The sequence below is a fragment of the Chloroflexus islandicus genome (assembly GCF_001650695.1).
GTDB classification, from domain to species: domain Bacteria; phylum Chloroflexota; class Chloroflexia; order Chloroflexales; family Chloroflexaceae; genus Chloroflexus; species Chloroflexus islandicus.
Genome location: NZ_LWQS01000060.1, coordinates 162,479 through 177,927, shown reverse-complemented (window position 1 = coordinate 177,927; position 15,449 = coordinate 162,479). Strand labels below are relative to the sequence as shown.

16 protein-coding genes and 1 pseudogene are annotated in these 15,449 nt (G+C 59.6%); 4 read left to right on the top strand and 13 right to left on the bottom strand.

Features of this window, described 5'->3' with window-relative positions; translation table 11 throughout:
• Nucleotides 1-48: 48 nt before the first annotated feature.
• The 3 genes and pseudogenes from A6A03_RS20890 to A6A03_RS12180 all read left to right on the top strand — a co-directional run.
• Nucleotides 49-465 (top strand): annotated as a pseudogene (locus tag A6A03_RS20890) (ABC transporter ATP-binding protein); the annotation flags it as partial.
• A 180-nt stretch (nt 466-645) separates the two neighbouring features.
• Complete coding sequence (locus A6A03_RS12185; protein WP_066788568.1) at nt 646-885, top strand: type II toxin-antitoxin system Phd/YefM family antitoxin; 240 nt, start codon at nt 646-648, stop codon at nt 883-885.
• Nucleotides 869-1,255, top strand: coding sequence for a type II toxin-antitoxin system VapC family toxin (locus tag A6A03_RS12180; RefSeq protein ID WP_066788566.1), 387 nt, complete (start codon nt 869-871; stop codon nt 1,253-1,255). The genes A6A03_RS12185 and A6A03_RS12180 overlap by 17 nt, the downstream gene beginning before the upstream one ends.
• Before the next feature lie 126 nt (nt 1,256-1,381).
• Here A6A03_RS12180 and A6A03_RS12175 read toward each other — a convergent pair whose 3' ends face one another.
• From A6A03_RS12175 to A6A03_RS12165, 3 genes are all read right to left on the bottom strand, one after another.
• Nucleotides 1,382-1,627, bottom strand: a complete 246-nt coding sequence (locus tag A6A03_RS12175; RefSeq protein ID WP_066788564.1) for a hypothetical protein — start codon at nt 1,625-1,627, stop codon at nt 1,382-1,384.
• Between the two features lie 14 nt (nt 1,628-1,641).
• Complete coding sequence (locus tag A6A03_RS12170) at nt 1,642-2,799, bottom strand: NAD(P)/FAD-dependent oxidoreductase (protein WP_066788562.1); 1,158 nt, start codon at nt 2,797-2,799, stop codon at nt 1,642-1,644.
• A gap of 65 nt (nt 2,800-2,864) precedes the next feature.
• On the bottom strand, nt 2,865-4,328 hold the full coding sequence (locus tag A6A03_RS12165; RefSeq protein WP_066788559.1) for a replication-associated recombination protein A: 1,464 nt from the start codon (nt 4,326-4,328) through the stop codon (nt 2,865-2,867).
• Between the two features lie 187 nt (nt 4,329-4,515).
• Between A6A03_RS12165 and A6A03_RS21105 the strand changes: the two genes are divergently transcribed.
• Nucleotides 4,516-4,704: a DUF5615 family PIN-like protein gene (locus A6A03_RS21105; RefSeq protein ID WP_425394381.1), complete on the top strand. Its 189-nt coding sequence runs from the start codon at nt 4,516-4,518 to the stop codon at nt 4,702-4,704.
• Nucleotides 4,705-5,302: 598 nt separating this feature from the next.
• On the opposite strand, the gene A6A03_RS20410 is transcribed toward A6A03_RS21105, so the two are convergent.
• The 10 genes from A6A03_RS20410 to A6A03_RS12120 all read right to left on the bottom strand — a co-directional run bounded on the left by A6A03_RS20410 (nt 5,303) and on the right by A6A03_RS12120 (nt 15,377).
• Nucleotides 5,303-5,494 carry a hypothetical protein gene (locus A6A03_RS20410; protein ID WP_156525331.1) on the bottom strand — a complete coding sequence of 64 codons (192 nt, stop codon included), beginning with the start codon at nt 5,492-5,494 and terminating at the stop codon, nt 5,303-5,305.
• A 219-nt stretch (nt 5,495-5,713) separates the two neighbouring features.
• A complete protein-coding gene (gene bchD / locus A6A03_RS12160) occupies nt 5,714-7,624 on the bottom strand; it encodes a magnesium chelatase ATPase subunit D (protein ID WP_066788556.1) in 1,911 nt (636 codons plus the stop codon).
• Between the two features lie 253 nt (nt 7,625-7,877).
• Nucleotides 7,878-8,993, bottom strand: a complete 1,116-nt coding sequence (gene bchI, locus A6A03_RS12155; protein WP_066788554.1) for a magnesium chelatase ATPase subunit I — start codon at nt 8,991-8,993, stop codon at nt 7,878-7,880.
• Between the two features lie 135 nt (nt 8,994-9,128).
• The gene (locus A6A03_RS12150) at nt 9,129-9,323 is read right to left on the bottom strand and encodes a hypothetical protein (RefSeq protein ID WP_066788550.1); all 195 of its coding nucleotides are present in this window, start codon (nt 9,321-9,323) and stop codon (nt 9,129-9,131) included.
• 5 nt (nt 9,324-9,328) lie between these two features.
• Nucleotides 9,329-10,162 (bottom strand): DUF169 domain-containing protein, encoded by an 834-nt coding sequence (locus A6A03_RS12145; protein ID WP_245668969.1) that lies wholly within the window; start codon nt 10,160-10,162, stop codon nt 9,329-9,331.
• A 125-nt stretch (nt 10,163-10,287) separates the two neighbouring features.
• The gene (locus tag A6A03_RS12140) at nt 10,288-11,523 is read right to left on the bottom strand and encodes a chlorophyllide a reductase iron protein subunit X (protein WP_012660438.1); all 1,236 of its coding nucleotides are present in this window, start codon (nt 11,521-11,523) and stop codon (nt 10,288-10,290) included.
• A 52-nt stretch (nt 11,524-11,575) separates the two neighbouring features.
• Nucleotides 11,576-12,565, bottom strand: a complete 990-nt coding sequence (locus A6A03_RS12135; protein ID WP_012256322.1) for a zinc-binding dehydrogenase — start codon at nt 12,563-12,565, stop codon at nt 11,576-11,578.
• Between the two features lie 88 nt (nt 12,566-12,653).
• A complete protein-coding gene (gene bchF / locus A6A03_RS12130) occupies nt 12,654-13,142 on the bottom strand; it encodes a 2-vinyl bacteriochlorophyllide hydratase (protein ID WP_066788547.1) in 489 nt (162 codons plus the stop codon).
• A gap of 14 nt (nt 13,143-13,156) precedes the next feature.
• Complete coding sequence (locus A6A03_RS12125; protein ID WP_066788543.1) at nt 13,157-13,966, bottom strand: class I SAM-dependent methyltransferase; 810 nt, start codon at nt 13,964-13,966, stop codon at nt 13,157-13,159.
• Nucleotides 13,967-14,018: 52 nt separating this feature from the next.
• Nucleotides 14,019-15,377: a BCD family MFS transporter gene (locus tag A6A03_RS12120; RefSeq protein ID WP_066788540.1), complete on the bottom strand. Its 1,359-nt coding sequence runs from the start codon at nt 15,375-15,377 to the stop codon at nt 14,019-14,021.
• Nucleotides 15,378-15,449 lie beyond the last annotated feature (72 nt).

Here is a 15,449-nt window from a genome sequence, read left to right as displayed (position 1 = left end):
CCGAGTTCTTGCGCCACATCATTGATTGTCTCGAATTAACCGGCGCGCGCGTTGCTGGCCGATTTCGGCTTGCAAGACTGGGGTGATGCCCGCCCAGCCCTGCTGTCAGGCGGCATGCGCCAGCGCGCCGCTTTTCTGCGCACCGTCCTCTGGCACCGCCCGATCATGTTGCTCGACGAACCCTTCGGCGCACTCGATGCCCTCACCCGCGCCCAACTGCAACAGTGGCTGCTCGCGCTGTGGGATCGGCTCGACCGCACCGTCTTGCTCGTCACCCACGACATCGACGAGGCGATCATCCTCGCTGATCGCATCTACGTCCTCACCCCGCGTCCAGCCCGCATCGCGCTTGAACTGCGCGTCGAGCTGCCCCGCCCGCGCTCGTACACCCTCGTCACCGATCCAGCCTTTGCCCGCCTCAAACGGCAGTTGCAGCAGGTGTTGATGAATGGCGAGCAGGGGTGAGGGGGGATCGCTCAAGGGGTGCATTCGCTGGTGAACTCTTTCGCCTACTTGTAAGAGAAAGGGTTAAGAGCTTGAGAGAACCAGCGATGCGCATTCCAAAAACGAATAAAGGCTATAAAAAACGATGAGCATGCTATAATGGAAAGCATCACTAGACACAATGCTAGAAAGTGAGGGAACATGCATCAAGTGCATGTCGATATTGCATCAACACAGTTATATGATTTGATAAGAGCAGCGTTACGTGGTGAATATGTAATTATTATGACAGGTGATCAGCAGATGGTACAGCTAGTGCCAGTGAATGCGCCCCGCCAACCGCGTCGCCCCGGCAGCGCCAAGGGATTGATCCGGATGGCAGCCGATTTTGATGCGCCATTAACCGATTTTCAGGAGTATACTGGTGAATCTCCTGCTTGACACCCATAGTTTTATTTGGTTTATCGATGATCATCCAGCGCTTAGTTCTCATGCGCGTGATCTTATAGCCGAACCAACTCATACTATCTTTCTCAGTATAGCTAGCATTTGGGAAATGGCAATTAAAGTCAGCCTTGGGAAACTTGAACTTAACCAGCCCTTTGAACTTTTTCTGCCATACCATCTCATACGAAATAATATCAATATACTCGATATAGCAATCGACCATGCGATGCGGGTGGCAACACTGCCATTTCACCACCGTGATCCATTCGATCGCCTGATCATTGCCCAGAGTCTCATTGAGAACATACCGATCATCGGTAGTGATGCGGTATTCGATGCCTATGGCGTTAGCCGCCTGTGGTGATACATTCCGGGTTTCGATCGCGCAATGCCAAAAAAGCTTTTAGCGTAAGATGATCTTGCCTCATTCGTGCTGAGACGGCCCATAAGGGGCCGTCTCGGCATAACGATGTAGTGTTGTAAAGATTCCCTACTCCTCTGGCGGCAACGAGGTGGTAATGTCGTACACCAGCACCTGCACGTCAAGCCCCTCGTTGGTCAACAAGGAAATAGTAAACTCCGTGGTTGCATTCTTGATCGCCTGCTCGTCGGCGGCGGGAGCATACGCGCGAATGCTAGCTTCTTCCGCGGAAACGCGCGTCACTCGTGTCACCGCGCTGGGGCTGGCGGCGGCAATCCGGCGCTGAATCTCGGCAATCGCTTCGTCAAGCGTCATGGGTCATCACCTCGTTAGATAACATTGAATTCGGATGCGAGTTGGCCGCTGCGGAATCGGTCGATCCGCAGCTCGTCAATATTAATCGTATGTGCCCGCCCGTCGATCACCTCCTCGGCGATCAACAGGCCGGTTGCCGGCGCGTGCATGATGCCATGGCCGCTGAAGCCGCTGGCGTCAATATACCCCTCTAGATCAGGATGCCGGCCAAGGATCGGGTTGTGATCCGGTGTGATTTCGTACAAGCCGGCCCAGCATTGCTGTTCGGCTAACCCTGCCGTTTCCAGAATGGGGAAGCGGTGGATGCCGGCTTCGATCACCGCCTCCAGCCAATCCCAATCCACATTAGTATTGGTGCTGCTTGGTTCGGCTGGGTTCGAGCGGCCCATCAAGATGCTCTGGCCTTCGCGCCGCATATAGAAGCCAGTGCCGACATCGATGGTCAATGGGATCGGCGCGCTAATCGCTGGGAAGGGGGTGGTCATATAGACGTTGCGGCGGTAGGGACGCACCGGCAGGTCGAGACCGGCTAACGCTGCCACTTCACCCGCCCACGGCCCGGCGCAGTTGATCACCATGTCGCAGCCAACCGGCCCGGATGGCGTTTCTACGGCTGTCACACGCCCGCCGCTGATCTGAAACCCAGTCACCGGCATCCCGCGCCGCAGCCGCACGCCGTGGCGTTGGGCGGCGCGCAAATAGCCGAGCGCGATGCCGTAGGGATCGCAGTAACCGTCGTCAGGGCCGAAGGTGGCCCCGATCAGGTCGTCGATCCGCATTTGCGGCACAAACCGCGCCGCTTCTTCCGGGGTCAGCGTCTCGACCCGCACCCCTAGCTCGCGTTGCATCGCCACGTTGCGCAGATATTGCGCCCACGTCGCTTCATCGTTAATCAGGAACAGATACCCCACCTGCCGCAATTCGGCATGGCCGCCGACCTCTTCCTCAAAGTGGCGTAGCCGTTCGATGCTGTAGCGCGAGAGCAAGACATTGGTGCGCGACGAAAATTGGTGGCGCACGCCGGCAGCCGAGCGGGCCGTGCTGCCACTGATTTCGGCCTCTTCGCGTTCAAGGATAACCACGTCGCGCAGGCCGCGCTCGGCCAAGTGAAAGGCAATGCTTGCGCCGATAACGCCTGCGCCAATAATGACGACTTGTGCTCGGTCGATCATTGCTGTGTTCCTCGGTGGGGCGTAGCGCTGCTATGCCATTGTAGGGCATAGCAACGCTATGCCCCCTACAATGTGCTCCGTTTGCCGCGCCGCCGCGGCGGTACATCCTCTGGCGGCAACTGTGGTTCTTCGCCGGGGGCCAACTCTTCCGCCGGCGTTGGTGTGGCAGGCGGCGGGGTTGCGCGGTGCCGGCGCTCTTCGCGCCACGCCAACCGCTCGCGGGCCACCGCCTCAAAACCGCGTCCGGTCGGCTCATAATAGATCCGTCCGGCGAGGTTCGGCGGCAGGTGTTCTTGATCCGATCGCCCCTCTGGCAGGTCGTGCGCGTACTCGTAACCGCGGCCATACCCCAGCCGTTTCATCAGCTCGGTGGGTGCGTTGCGCAAATGGAGCGGCACCGGCTCGTTGCGCGTCTCGGCCACGTCGCGCTGCACCGCACCGTAGGCCCGGTAGAGGGCATTGCTCTTCGGCGCGAGGCAGAGGTAGACCACCGCCTGCGCCAGCGCCAATTCGCCTTCCGGCTGGCCGAGAAAATGCACTGCCTGTTGGGCGGCAATCGTCTGCGGCAAGGCGTGTGGGTCAGCCAACCCAATATCCTCCACCGCCATGCGCACCAACCGGCGGGCAATGTACAGCGGATCCTCGCCGCCGTCGAGCATCCGTCCCAGCCAGTACAACGCACCATCAGGATCGCTATCGCGCACGCTCTTGTGGAGCGCCGAGATCGCATCGAAGTGCAGTTCGCCGTGTTTATCGTAGCGCACGGCCCGGCTTTGCAGCGCATCGCGAATATCGTCCACCGTGATCAAGCGCGTCTCGCCGATCGCCGGCGGCTTCGAGCGGGCCGCCGCTTCGAGCGCATTGAGCGCGGTGCGGGCATCGCCATTTGACATATTGATTAAGTAACTGCGGGCATCGCTGGCGAGCATAATCTTCAGCTCACCCAACCCCCGCTCGCGATCGCTCAGAGCCCGATCGATCAAGATCCCGATCTCGTCATCGCGCAACGCTTCCAGCGTAAAGACCCGTGCCCGCGAGAGCAAAGCCGAATTAACCTCAAATGACGGGTTTTCGGTCGTGGCGCCGATCAGAATGATCGTGCCGTCTTCGACATAGGGCAAGATCGCGTCTTGCTGGCTCTTGTTGAAGCGGTGGATCTCATCAATAAAGACGACGGTGCGCTGTTGAAACATGCCCAGCCGGTCTTTGGCCTCTTGCACCACCCGGCGCAGATCGTTCACTCCGGCGCTCACCGCGCTGAGCGGCTCGAAGTGGGCATTGGTGCTGTTGGCGATGATTTGGGCTAGCGTCGTCTTCCCGCTGCCCGGCGGCCCCCACAAGATCAGCGAGAAGAGCTGATCGTTGGCAATCGCGCGCCGCAACAGCTTACCTTCGCCGATAATGTGGCCCTGCCCGACAAACTCATCGAGCGTGCGCGGGCGCATACGCGCCGCCAGCGGCGCTTGGTTCTGCAACGTCTGTTGGCGTTGCGCGTCAAACAAAGTTGGGCCTCGCGGTTTGGGCGGCATAGGTGTCAGTTCACTGTGCCATTGATCGTACTATTCCTGATTGTAGCATATCTTAGGCCCGCATCGGTGTGCGCTCGCGCCGGGGTGCCGGCAAGCTGACAATCTTGCCGGCTGCTGCATGGTGGCAGGCTGATGTGCTACCATACTGCAACAAGTTCGGACGTCATCGGTGCAGTTGACTCGCTGATTGGATTTTAACGATTTGTTAATGTTACGTGGTAGTCCGCCCAAAATCATTTGGCTACGAGTTGGTCATTGTCCCACTGCCGCTATTGAAGCTATCATCCGCCGGAATTATTCAAGCATGACCTCATTTGCCCAAGACCCAGATCGCTCCTTGCTAGAGATTGTCCGTGCTGACGAACTGAGCCTCTGACAGATTAGTTAAGTATGAATGTAAAGTAAATAAAAATAGATGCAAACCACATGGGTCATAGCAGAGGGGATCAAAGAACTATTGCCGCGTTGTAACTCCAAGGCGTATGCTACAGGTAAGTGAAGACGGCGCTGCCCGCCAGCAGAGAGGCAACTGTAGCGAACCTCACAAACTGTACATCGCCTCTTGTGCTCCCCGTTGCCCCTCTTCCGCCTTCCTCTTCCCTCTGCTGGCGGGGCGCCAGAGGCACGAACACCGGCAACCTTTACGGTTGCCGGTGTTTTGTTGGCGGCAGCAATGATAGCGCGTCAATCGCCTCATATCATTGCGAGCCGCGCATAGCGCGGTGCAGCAATCCCCCGCTTTCCTATTGTCATTGCGAGCCGCGCTGGGCGCGGCGAAGCAATCTCCCGCGAGCGCGGAAAGCATGCCTGTCAGCCATTGGTCTGCGCTGAAGCGGGAGATTGCTTCGGTCGGGCGACATCCTGCCGTGCTGGGTGCCGCCGCTCCCTCGCAATGACAATGGCGCTCAACACAGATGGAGTGCGGCAGTTTGACTGCCGCACTCCACACCGCTCTGCCCGTGGGTAACGCGCCGCTACGCCTCTTCACTCGCCGCGATCACGGCATTGGCGATCTGGTCGCCGCGCCCGTTCGGCAGATACACGTAGCGTTGTAACAACTCACTGAATGACTTCGTTTGGTAAGGAGAGGGGCCAAAGATGAGGGCCAGCAGCCCGCGCAGCGGGCGCTTGCTGCGGGGGCGCAGTGTCCTCGCCCCGCTCCTCATCTGTCATTGCGAGCCGCGCTGCGCGCGGCGAAGCAATCCCCCGCGAGCGCGGAAAGCATGCCTGTCGGCCATTGGTCTGCACTGAAGCGGGAGATTGCTGCGGGGCTACGCCCCCTCGCAGTGACAACATACTGGCGCTCAAGCTGGCGATAAACGTATATGGAGTGCGGCAGTCAAACTGCCGCACTCCACACCGCTCTGCCCGTGGGTAACGCGCCGCTACGCCTCTTCACTCGCCGCGATCACGGCATTGGCGATCTGGTCGCCGCGCCCGTTCGGCAGATACACATAGCGCCCGCCTAGCCACGCCGCCAATTGTTGCGCTTCACCCCGCGAGACGAAGCTGCGTTGGGTGTCAATGACCACCGCGCCAATCCCGGCAGCGCGCAACCGTCCGGCCAGTTGTTGCACCTCTTGGCGGGCTTGCTCCAGCCGGCGGTTTTTATCCATCGTCGGGTCAGCTTTGAGCGGCACGTTAGGCCGCCCGTCGGTGATCAGCACGATGGTGGTGCGGAAGATGCCGCGCGATCGGGCCTGTTCACTGATCTGATACGCCGCCAGCAGGGCCGCCGCTAGCGGTGTGCCGCCGCCGGTTGGCAAGACATCGAGCGCCCGTTTGGCCAGCTCGACGCTCTGCGATGGCGGGAGCAGCAGATCGGCCCGCTCGCCGCGGAAGGCGAGCAACGCAACTTGGTCGCGATGCACGTAGGCTTGTTGCAAGAGCGAATTCACCGCGCCTTTCGCTTGTCGCATCCGGTGCAGCGCCATCGAGCCGCTGGCATCAACCAGAAAACAGAAGAGCGTGCCCGCCTTCGAGCGGTACTTCTTGATGTGCAAGTCATCGGCCCGCAAATGGATGCGCCCGCGCCGGTGCTGGTGGTGCGGGTGCTCGCTGGCCCGCAAGCGTTGCCACGGCGCCGCCGCGCGCAAGGTTGCGATCACATCCAGCCGCCCTTGCGCCGGACGGCCCGGCACCGAGCGGATGTGCCGCCCGCGCTGGCCCGAAATCGTGCCGCGTGAACCGCTACGCCCGCGCCGCCGCACCGTGAACGGCGTTTCGAGAATATCCGGCGGCACCTCAGTCTCCATCGCCGCCAGAATCAGGTCTTCCACCGTCAGCTCTTCGTCTGGCGGTTTCGGCGGTTGATCCTCTTCATCGTTCTGCTCGTCCTCTTCATCGCGCTGGCTCGGCGGCGGCGGCGCCGGTTCCGGCGGCGGCGGCGGCGGTTGCGCCTCTTCCTGCGTCATTTCCGGCATCCGGGTTGCCCGTGGCAACATCACCAGTCGCACCGCCAGTTCGAGGTCTTCGTTGCTGACTGCGTCGCGTCCGGCCAGCGCCGCCGCTGCCCGCGCCGCCCGCATCGCAAACATATCGGCCCGGTGGCCTTCGATCCCTAACGCCAACGCGGTCATGCTCAATTGCCGGATCTGCTCCTCGGTGATTGTCACCGTTGGCAGTAGTTCCCGCGCTGCCAACACGCCGGCCAAGACCAACGCCTCATCGTCTTCATAATCGAGGTTGGGCTGCAAGTTGCGCCGCACCACTTCGGCCCGCGTCGTCACCGGCGCTTTGCCGATGGGGGCCACGATCAACCCGAGCCGGTCGAGCAGGTGGCGGCGCGGCGGCCCCTCAGCCGGGTCGTATGTCACCAGCAGCGCAAAGCGGGCCGGTTCCACCACCGAAATCCCTTCGCGTTCAACCCGCACCACGCCGCTGTCCAGCGCGCCGAGAATGTGGTTGATCGTGCTATCGTCGAGCAAGTTGACGCTATCAACGTACAACAAGCCGCCGTTGGCCCGCGCCAGCAACCCGCTGCGATGCACCCGCTCGCCGAGGGCCAGCGTCGCCTCAATATCAATCCCGCCCAAGAGCCGGTCTTCGCTCACGCCAACCGGCATCTCGACCAAATTGCAGGGCAAGGTGGGGTCAAACTCGCGCCCGTTGGCCAGCATACGGGCAAAGGCGCGCACCAATGCGCTCTTGCCGGTGCCGGCCCCAGCCCCAATTGCCACCCCGGCCAGCATCGGATCGACCGCCAGCAACAACAGGGCCTGCCGGGCCGTCTCAAGGCCGACAATCGCCGTAAACGGGAGCGGCGCTGACGGCAGTTCTTTCGCTTTCTGTGCCATAATGCGCTCCTGCCAGCGTGATCGATGCAATCGCGTCACACTGCCAGATGATCAATGATGAAGGAACGTGAGCGATGTGGTAGGGTGTGAAATGCACCCACGGGTTTCGTTCAGCCGTTGCGCAGTTGCGGGGTTGGCATGGAGTGCAGCAAGAAACTGCTGCACTCCATCAAGCTGTGTTGCCGTGACACCGGCTCATTGCGCAAGCGCCTGCGATGCCTGCTGCATTCCACTCTCAGCAGGGTCTGCCCAGTTACGGTACCAACACCTCTTCCACCGCCCGCTCGATCCGCACCGCATCGTCTTGCGTCTCCAACGGATCTTTGCGCAGCCGGTGGCGCAGCGCCAGCACCGCAATCCGGCGGACGTCGTTCACGTTCACCTCGTTGTGTCCCTCGAGTGCGGCCAGCGCGGTCGCCGTGCGGGCCAAGGTCAGTTCGCCGCGGTGACCATCAACCTCAAGCTTGACGCACAGTTCGGCAATCTTGTACAGCACTGGATCGGGCAAGACCACATCGGGCAGGCGGCGTTGGGCCTGCTTGATCTTCCGCTGCAATTTTTGCGTCTCTTTCGCCCACTTCTCGGCGAACGCAAACGGATCGGCATCGTATTCGCGCCGCCGTTTGACGATTTCGACCCGCTCGTTGACATCGGTGATGGTGGTAATGCGCGCATGCAGACCGAAACGGTCGAGCAATTGCGGACGCAGATCGCCCTCTTCAGGGTTGCCTGAACCCACCAGCACAAAGCGAGCCGGGTGGCGCACACTCACCCCTTCGCGTTCGACCACGTTCACGCCTGATGCGGCCACGTCGAGCAACACGTCAACCAGATGGTCTTCGAGCAGGTTGACTTCATCAATATACAGGAAGCCGCGGTTGGCACGGGCCAGCAGGCCGGGGGCAAACGCTTGCACGCCTTGGGTCAACGCTCGCTCAATATCAAGAGTGCCACAGACCCGATCTTCGGTCGCGCCGAGCGGCAGGTCAACCACTGGCACCGGAATGCTGATCACACTCGGCTTTTTCGGCTTGCCGGCTTGATTCGGCACTGCCCGGCACTGGTCGCACAATCCGGCGGTGCGGTCGGGTGCGCACGAGTAGGGACAACCGGCCACCGCTTTAATTGGCGGCAACATCGCGGCCAAGGCGCGCACTGCAGTCGATTTCGCGGTGCCGCGATGGCCCATCACCATCACGCCGCCAATCGTCGGATTGACCACACACAGCAACAAGGCTAACTTCAATTCAGCTTGGCCAACAATTGCGACAAACGGATACGGCGGAACCGGAGCATTGGTGGGCGGTGGGGTTTGCCCGTTAGTTGACGGTTCGGTTGTTTCGACGGCTTGGTCGTGTTCTTTGTTCATTGCGCAGCACCTTTGCAAAATGAATGGGCGGGCATAGGCCCGCCCAACCCATGAAACCCGAATCAGGCGGGATAGACAATAACAACCCGATCACAAATGCGCGACGGGCGTGCCGTGATCCCGCTGTGGGCCGGATTAACGCTGCGACTTGACCACCGATCCCGCTGCCGGCTTGCGCCCGCTGCGCGTGCGGCGCGCAAAGGCGGTGACGTTCGTCCACAGGAACGTGAGACCAAGGCCAAGGACGGTCAGAATTAAACAGGCCCAACACAGGATGGCCGGCGTCAACGGACCGATCATTTGAGTGGCTTCACCGAGTCCGCTTGGCATAGTGTTCACTCCTCTCGCGGCTGTTTTGCCTTTGCGGCATACGACGGCATGATCACCTCGCGCATCTTCTGCGGGTCGATGCGGAAGTTCTCTATTAATTCTACCACGTAGCGCAAATGTGATCGCGGGATGGAAACGAACATTTCACTCGGATCGAGCCGATTATGCATTCGTCCGCCGCCGTCACCAATGGCAAACACTGAATTTTTGGTGTGCCAGGGTGCAGCAAAAATTGAGGCACACGCACTGGCACCCAACTCACCGACCGGAAATGTCCCGATGCGCACACTGGCTGCACCGGCGATCTGCATTGCCCGTTGTGGATCAACCACACAGACCATCAGATCAACCGGTACTCCATCTGGTACGTCGTCAAGTGGTGCCGCCGCCAGTGCCTTGATCATCCCTGCCGGTAACGAGTAGCTTTGCTGTTTATTGCACGCCGCGGCTTCCGGTGTATAAAAGCCCTGCGCATCGGTCAGATAGATACCCTGGGTAATGTACGGCCCCGGATCAGGATTGAAACCGAGGTGGTACTGCCCTACCCAACAGTCGTGGTGGTTTGCATCAACATACACGCGCCGCCCCTGTTCGGCTTCGCGGACAATCGCACACGCCACCACATTGACCGGCTCGTATCCCGGTGGTGGCCCATCGTAACAATAGGTGATCGCGACCGGTCGCCGTTTGACCCGCATCCGTTCCACCAGGAGGCGATTGAGCAGTTTCAGATCGGGGATTTCGTCGTTTTCACTCATCAGCGCCTCCACCACGGGTTTTGTAAATCGGGGCTTTCCGCGTTCAGTGCCGCCGCAGTTTGGCCCCAGCGCCATATCCATCCCTCGATCCACCAGCGTATCCGTAACCTGAGCGGCGCGACCCGATACTCAGTGGTTTGTCTGGCAAGGCGTAGCCACATTGCCCACCTCCATCATCCAACCTGCGGTTACAATGCTGCGCCCGCTTACCGGTAGAACGGGCTGGCCGGTCGGCGCAGATCAACGTAGCGGAACGGCTCTCCTGAACGCTGCAAGGCCGCCAGGATGGCAATCTTGCTGTCCAGATCGTCGGTGTTACCTATGCACACCGTCGTATGCCCATCAATCGTTAGCGTCATGCCCTTCTTCGGATCGTGGTTGGCTTCGGTGACGTACATACCCAATTCTTTGAGCAACCGGGTGACAACCAGCCGGGTTGGGGCATCCATCTCTGGCTTCTCGCCGACCGCTCGCTCCATCAGGCCAAGCGTGATCACCGGTGCCGGCTGGCGTACCTGGTGGTCACCGAACAATTCTTCAGCGGTCGCTCCGGTCGGCGTAATATCTGGCTCTTCGGCTCCAAAGACGCTGAGAAATTCTTTGTATGGAAGAGGTTGTACCTCTTCCATCTTGACCGTCGGCAACGTGCGGTCGATGATCTGACGCGCCAGTCGGTCAAAGAGAGCATCAAAACGCGGCTCTTGCAAAGCTAACTGACAGGCATCGGCCAATTCGCGCACTTTGCGATCCAGGGGAATGCTGGCCAGTACCGGCAGATTGATCTTTTCGGCGAAGCGGGCCGCCACACCGCTACCGTCGTCGCGATTGACCACCAGCCCCAGCAGTTTGGTGCGCCCACCCATGCTGGCGAAGTATTTGGCCGCGCTGGCAATGTTGTTGGCAGCGTAGAGGCTTTGCCGGTCGTTCCCGCAGAGAATGATGACCTCTTCAGCCAGTGAACGTGAGAGGGGTGTTGCAAACCCACCACAGACCACATCGCCGAGAAAATCCATCACCACATAGTCAAGCGCCCATTGGCTGAGGCCGAACTTTTCGAGCATATCAAAGCCGAACGTGATTCCACGTCCACCACAGCCACGTCCTACTTCCGGCCCGCCAATCTCACAGCCATAGACAGTTGCCGCACCATTCATGATGGTGGTCTTAAAGATGACGTGATGGGCGGCCAGCTCCTCTTCGCGCCCGGCTTCTTTGAACTCGCGCCAGACATCACCGAGTGTTGGCAGACTGATACCGCCGAACAGGGCATTGCAACTATCGTGTTTGGGATCGCAACCGAGCTGAAGCACGCGATTTCCCAACAGGGCCAGCTTGCTTACCAGATTGGTGGTGAAGAATGATTTTCCCATGCCGCCTTTGCCGTAGACGGCGAGCATTCGTGCTGTTGAACCTGGTTGTTTCGTTTTTGGATGGGCGGGCATAAAGCCATCTCTCTTTCCAGGCTGATGCGCATTGCTCCTTGGCGAGTGAGTACTACGCTGCGTCGGTACCGTTTTGCGGCCACGTGACAACAACCTTCAAACAGGCCGGGTCTTCCAGGGCCAGGCGATAAGCAGCCTGAATGCGGTCGAGCGGGACGTGATGGGTTAACAGACCATCAACCTTCAAGTCGCCATTAGCCAGCAAATCGCGTACCCGCGGCAGATCACCATCAGGGCCGAATTCCCACTCGCGCGCAACCAGAATCTGCGCCTCACGCATAAATACCGGTGCGTAGGGAATGTTGATGTGGTCGTAGTAGCCCAATAACACGACTCGCCCGTGGTTAGCCAGGAGCGGTAATGCTCCCGACAAGGCACCCATCGAGCCGGTGGCCTCGATCAGCACATCAACCTTGGCTTCGCCGATAGCTTCGTCAAGCGACTCACGGGTAACATCGATAACCTGGTCGGCCTGACTGGCTTGCAAGCGTACTGCCACCCGGTCGGCGACGGCCACGTGCTGAGCACCGGCATATTTTGCCAGGCGGGCTGCCAGTTGACCGACAATGCCCTGCCCCAAAACCAGCACCCGATCACTGCGGCGAATCTGGCCGATTTTGATACCGTGCAGTGCTGTGGCGGCCAGAGCCAGCAACACCCCGGTGGCCGGGTCGAGCGAACCAAGCGGCACAACTCGTTCGTGTTCGGCGGTAATGTACTCACTCTGTCCACCCCAGGCCGCATTGACGCCGCGGAAGCAGCGGGCACCGCCGATATACACCCATTGACCGAGCAATTCTTTCGGTGCTTTACTACCAACCTGCACCACCTGCCCAACCGTCTCGTAGCCGGGCACAACCGGGAAGAGCAGTTGTGGTTGGGGCAGCCGGCCATCAAGCAACATCCGTTCGGTACCGGCGCTAATCGACGTAAAGGCAGTCTTGATCAGCACATCACCGGCTTTTGGTTCATTAACCTGCACCGTGCGAATCTCAATCGTGTTTCGCTTTGGAATAACTACTGCTCGTGACTTGATCGGCATACAGTCGATCCGCTTTCTAGTACGCCGCAGCGTAATCGTTGCTCAGTGACACAGCCAACTTCGAGCTATGCCTTCAACCTCATCGTTACTATTGCGACTTCGCCGCGCCTGCTGATTGCGCCTGCAATTGCGCCTGTAACAAGCGCCGTTCTTTGGCCGAACGGATCCCGCGCCAGAGGAATTGGCCGGCGTTGAACAAATAGGTGACATAGGCAAAGACCATCACCCACATCACGGTGCGGCTATCAAGATTAAGCCATACCGCCACGAAATAGGCGTTATGGGTAATGATGGCAATCAGATTGCCCAAGTCTTCCCAGAAGAATTCGGGTGCCATGAAGTATTTGCCGTAGATATCGTGTTCCCACAGCATGCCGGTGATGGTCAGCGCCCAAATCAGCGCAATCTTGATCCAGACGCTGATGGTTGCGATCCAGTACCCCTCACCGGTAGCCAGATACCGGATAACCAGCGCAAAACTGATAATAAAAACGATAAACTGAATCGGGGCCAGAATAAACTGGGCTTTTGTCCACGGCGATCGGTTGCGCCGCTCCAATTGTTCGGGAGTGTACATGACATCCCTCCGCTTTATTCTCCCTGCGCCGGCAGTTTTGCGCCGGCCCGGCTGATCGTCAGCAAAAACCGGTGTTCAACCACCTGCGGTTCGTTCAAATCGGGCCATTGCTGGTTGGCCCACGCCTGCACGCGCTCAATCGCCGCCGCCAGCACCTCATCGCTCAGCGCCCATGTCTCGGCGTCAATCCGGGCGGCCATCCCGGCAATCACCTCAGCCGGACTGATCGTGCGCTGCCAGCGCGCGGCCTCGATCGGTTCGCCCGCCGGCGCGCCGAGTTTGGCAAGGTGTTGGGTCACGGCTGCGCCAGCGCCGGGCGGTCGCGCGCCGGGCAACAAATCCATCACTGCTTGCCGCAATTGCCCGCGCAGCATGCCAACGCACGAAGCTGGATCGCGCCAGTCAACCCCTTGGATAATCGCCCCGCCCGGCTTCACTACCCGCACCATCTCGGCCAGCGCCGCTCGCCAATCTGGCAGCAGGTGCAACACGTGGACGGCCAGTACGGCATCGAAGACGCCATCAGCGAAGGGTAACGCTTGCGCATCGGCTTTGATCAGCCAGAGCGGCAAGCCGGCTTCCTTGGCTCGTTCTCGCGCGGTTGCTAACATCCCGCCCGAAACGTCGATCCCGATCACATCTGCACCAGCGGCAGCGACGGGAAGAGCTATCCGGCCACTGCCGATCCCAATCTCAAGGATACTCGCGCCATTACCGGTCTGGACAACGATGGCTTGTCCGATGGCGATGGCTGCTTCGGGTGGGTGTGCGCGTTGTGCGTCGTAGACGCTAGCAATCTTATCGAAGGTAATCTCAATAGCCATATCGGCTATGTCTTTCCATTGGCGCGGGCTGATAGGTTTTTTCAATCACACCTTACGAAGCGGTATCCATTGCCAATGCAGTCGTAATCTCTTGCCGCGTCAGACCCTTGAACTCCTGCACCGAGATGCCGCGCAAGATGCCGATCGCGGTCACCATCAGCAAGGCTTCGAGGCCAAAGACAAGCCCGTAACCGACCGCCGGCGACACGATGCCGCCCTCGATCATCACCGTATGGCCCAAGCCGCTAATCACGTTCGCAAAGCCGTTGCCAAGACCCTGCGCCATACCCCACATGCCCATGTAGAGACCGGTCTGACCTTCAACGGTCATCTCCATCATCATTGCCAGAGCGCCGACATTGAACAGGCCGATGCCCAAGCCCATAATGACCAATGCCGGATTGATGATCTCGCGGTGATGGCTAAGCGCAGAAATCATAAGCATAGCCAAGCCGCCAGCAACTCCAAGACCGCCGAGGGTCGCAATCGTCTTCTTCTGGATGGGGAAGATGCTCGACAAAATCCCGATGCCCAGCATGCCGAGCAGCGCGCCGGCGCCCCACATCTGCTGGAAGGCGGCGGTGTCTTTTTGGGGCATGCCAAAGACTTCAGCGCCAAACGGCTCGAGAATGGCATCCTGTAAGAAGATGCCCATAATCGCCAACAGCACGAAGAGGAAGAAGCCGCGCACCTGCGGGTTGCGCCCCATCAAGCCGGTTGCTGCCCGCCACGTCTCCAGCGGGCCGGCCTCACCCTTTTCTGGTGCAGCTAGCAGCAGCTTACGGTGCTCCTCCGGCGTGATCGGTTTCTCAAGACCAAGCACACCTAGCAAGACCGTCACTGTCACAATGATCGGAGTCAGGTTGTAAAGATATTGCATCGACTCGGGCGAGTATTGCGGCATAATCACGCGCGATACGCCGGCCGAGACGATTCCGCTGATAATCACTGTTGCCCAAATAAACGCTACCACCGCGCCGCGCTCTTTCGGCGTCGTCACTTCGGCGATCAGGGCGTTCGACGAGCTGCCGTTCATTGCCATCAACACGCCAAAGAGGAAGATCAACGCGAATGCCTCGATCGTTGCCACTAGTGAGCGTTCGCCAAGCCCGACCGCAATGCTCGGCAGCGCCATGAAAATTAACGCTGCGCCGATATTTGACAAGATGACGTAAGGGGTGCGCCGGAGACCGAAGATGGGGTAGCGGTCGGTGAAGCGGCCCCAATACACTTGGAAGAACGAGATGAAGTGGTGCAGGCCGATCAGGGTGGTGACAATAACCGCCATCGCGCCGAGGTCGGCAATCGTGACCCGGTTGAAGTTGAACGTCAAGAGCGCGAACATCCATCCGGCGCCTACCCGCATCAGCGAGAGGCGAAAGGTTTTGACGGCGAAACGGAGCAGACCCATCACGCACACCTTTCTAGTTGGTTAGATGAGGCGAATAAACCTGTAGCGCAGATTGCGTACTACTTTTTCCGG

Coding starts and splice junctions, on each gene's coding strand:
- A6A03_RS12185 (WP_066788568.1), top strand. CDS start 646: ATGCATCAAGTGCATGTCGATATTGCATCAACACAGTTATATGATTTG.
- A6A03_RS12175 (WP_066788564.1), bottom strand. CDS start 1,627: ATGACGCTTGACGAAGCGATTGCCGAGATTCAGCGCCGGATTGCCGCC.
- A6A03_RS12170 (WP_066788562.1), bottom strand. CDS start 2,799: ATGATCGACCGAGCACAAGTCGTCATTATTGGCGCAGGCGTTATCGGC.
- A6A03_RS12165 (WP_066788559.1), bottom strand. CDS start 4,328: ATGCCGCCCAAACCGCGAGGCCCAACTTTGTTTGACGCGCAACGCCAA.
- A6A03_RS20410 (WP_156525331.1), bottom strand. CDS start 5,494: ATGAGGAGCGGGGCGAGGACACTGCGCCCCCGCAGCAAGCGCCCGCTG.
- bchD (WP_066788556.1), bottom strand. CDS start 7,624: ATGGCACAGAAAGCGAAAGAACTGCCGTCAGCGCCGCTCCCGTTTACG.
- bchI (WP_066788554.1), bottom strand. CDS start 8,993: ATGAACAAAGAACACGACCAAGCCGTCGAAACAACCGAACCGTCAACT.
- A6A03_RS12150 (WP_066788550.1), bottom strand. CDS start 9,323: ATGCCAAGCGGACTCGGTGAAGCCACTCAAATGATCGGTCCGTTGACG.
- A6A03_RS12145 (WP_245668969.1), bottom strand. CDS start 10,162: ATGGATATGGCGCTGGGGCCAAACTGCGGCGGCACTGAACGCGGAAAG.
- A6A03_RS12140 (WP_012660438.1), bottom strand. CDS start 11,523: ATGCCCGCCCATCCAAAAACGAAACAACCAGGTTCAACAGCACGAATG.
- A6A03_RS12135 (WP_012256322.1), bottom strand. CDS start 12,565: ATGCCGATCAAGTCACGAGCAGTAGTTATTCCAAAGCGAAACACGATT.
- bchF (WP_066788547.1), bottom strand. CDS start 13,142: ATGTACACTCCCGAACAATTGGAGCGGCGCAACCGATCGCCGTGGACA.
- A6A03_RS12125 (WP_066788543.1), bottom strand. CDS start 13,966: ATGGCTATTGAGATTACCTTCGATAAGATTGCTAGCGTCTACGACGCA.
- A6A03_RS12120 (WP_066788540.1), bottom strand. CDS start 15,377: ATGGGTCTGCTCCGTTTCGCCGTCAAAACCTTTCGCCTCTCGCTGATG.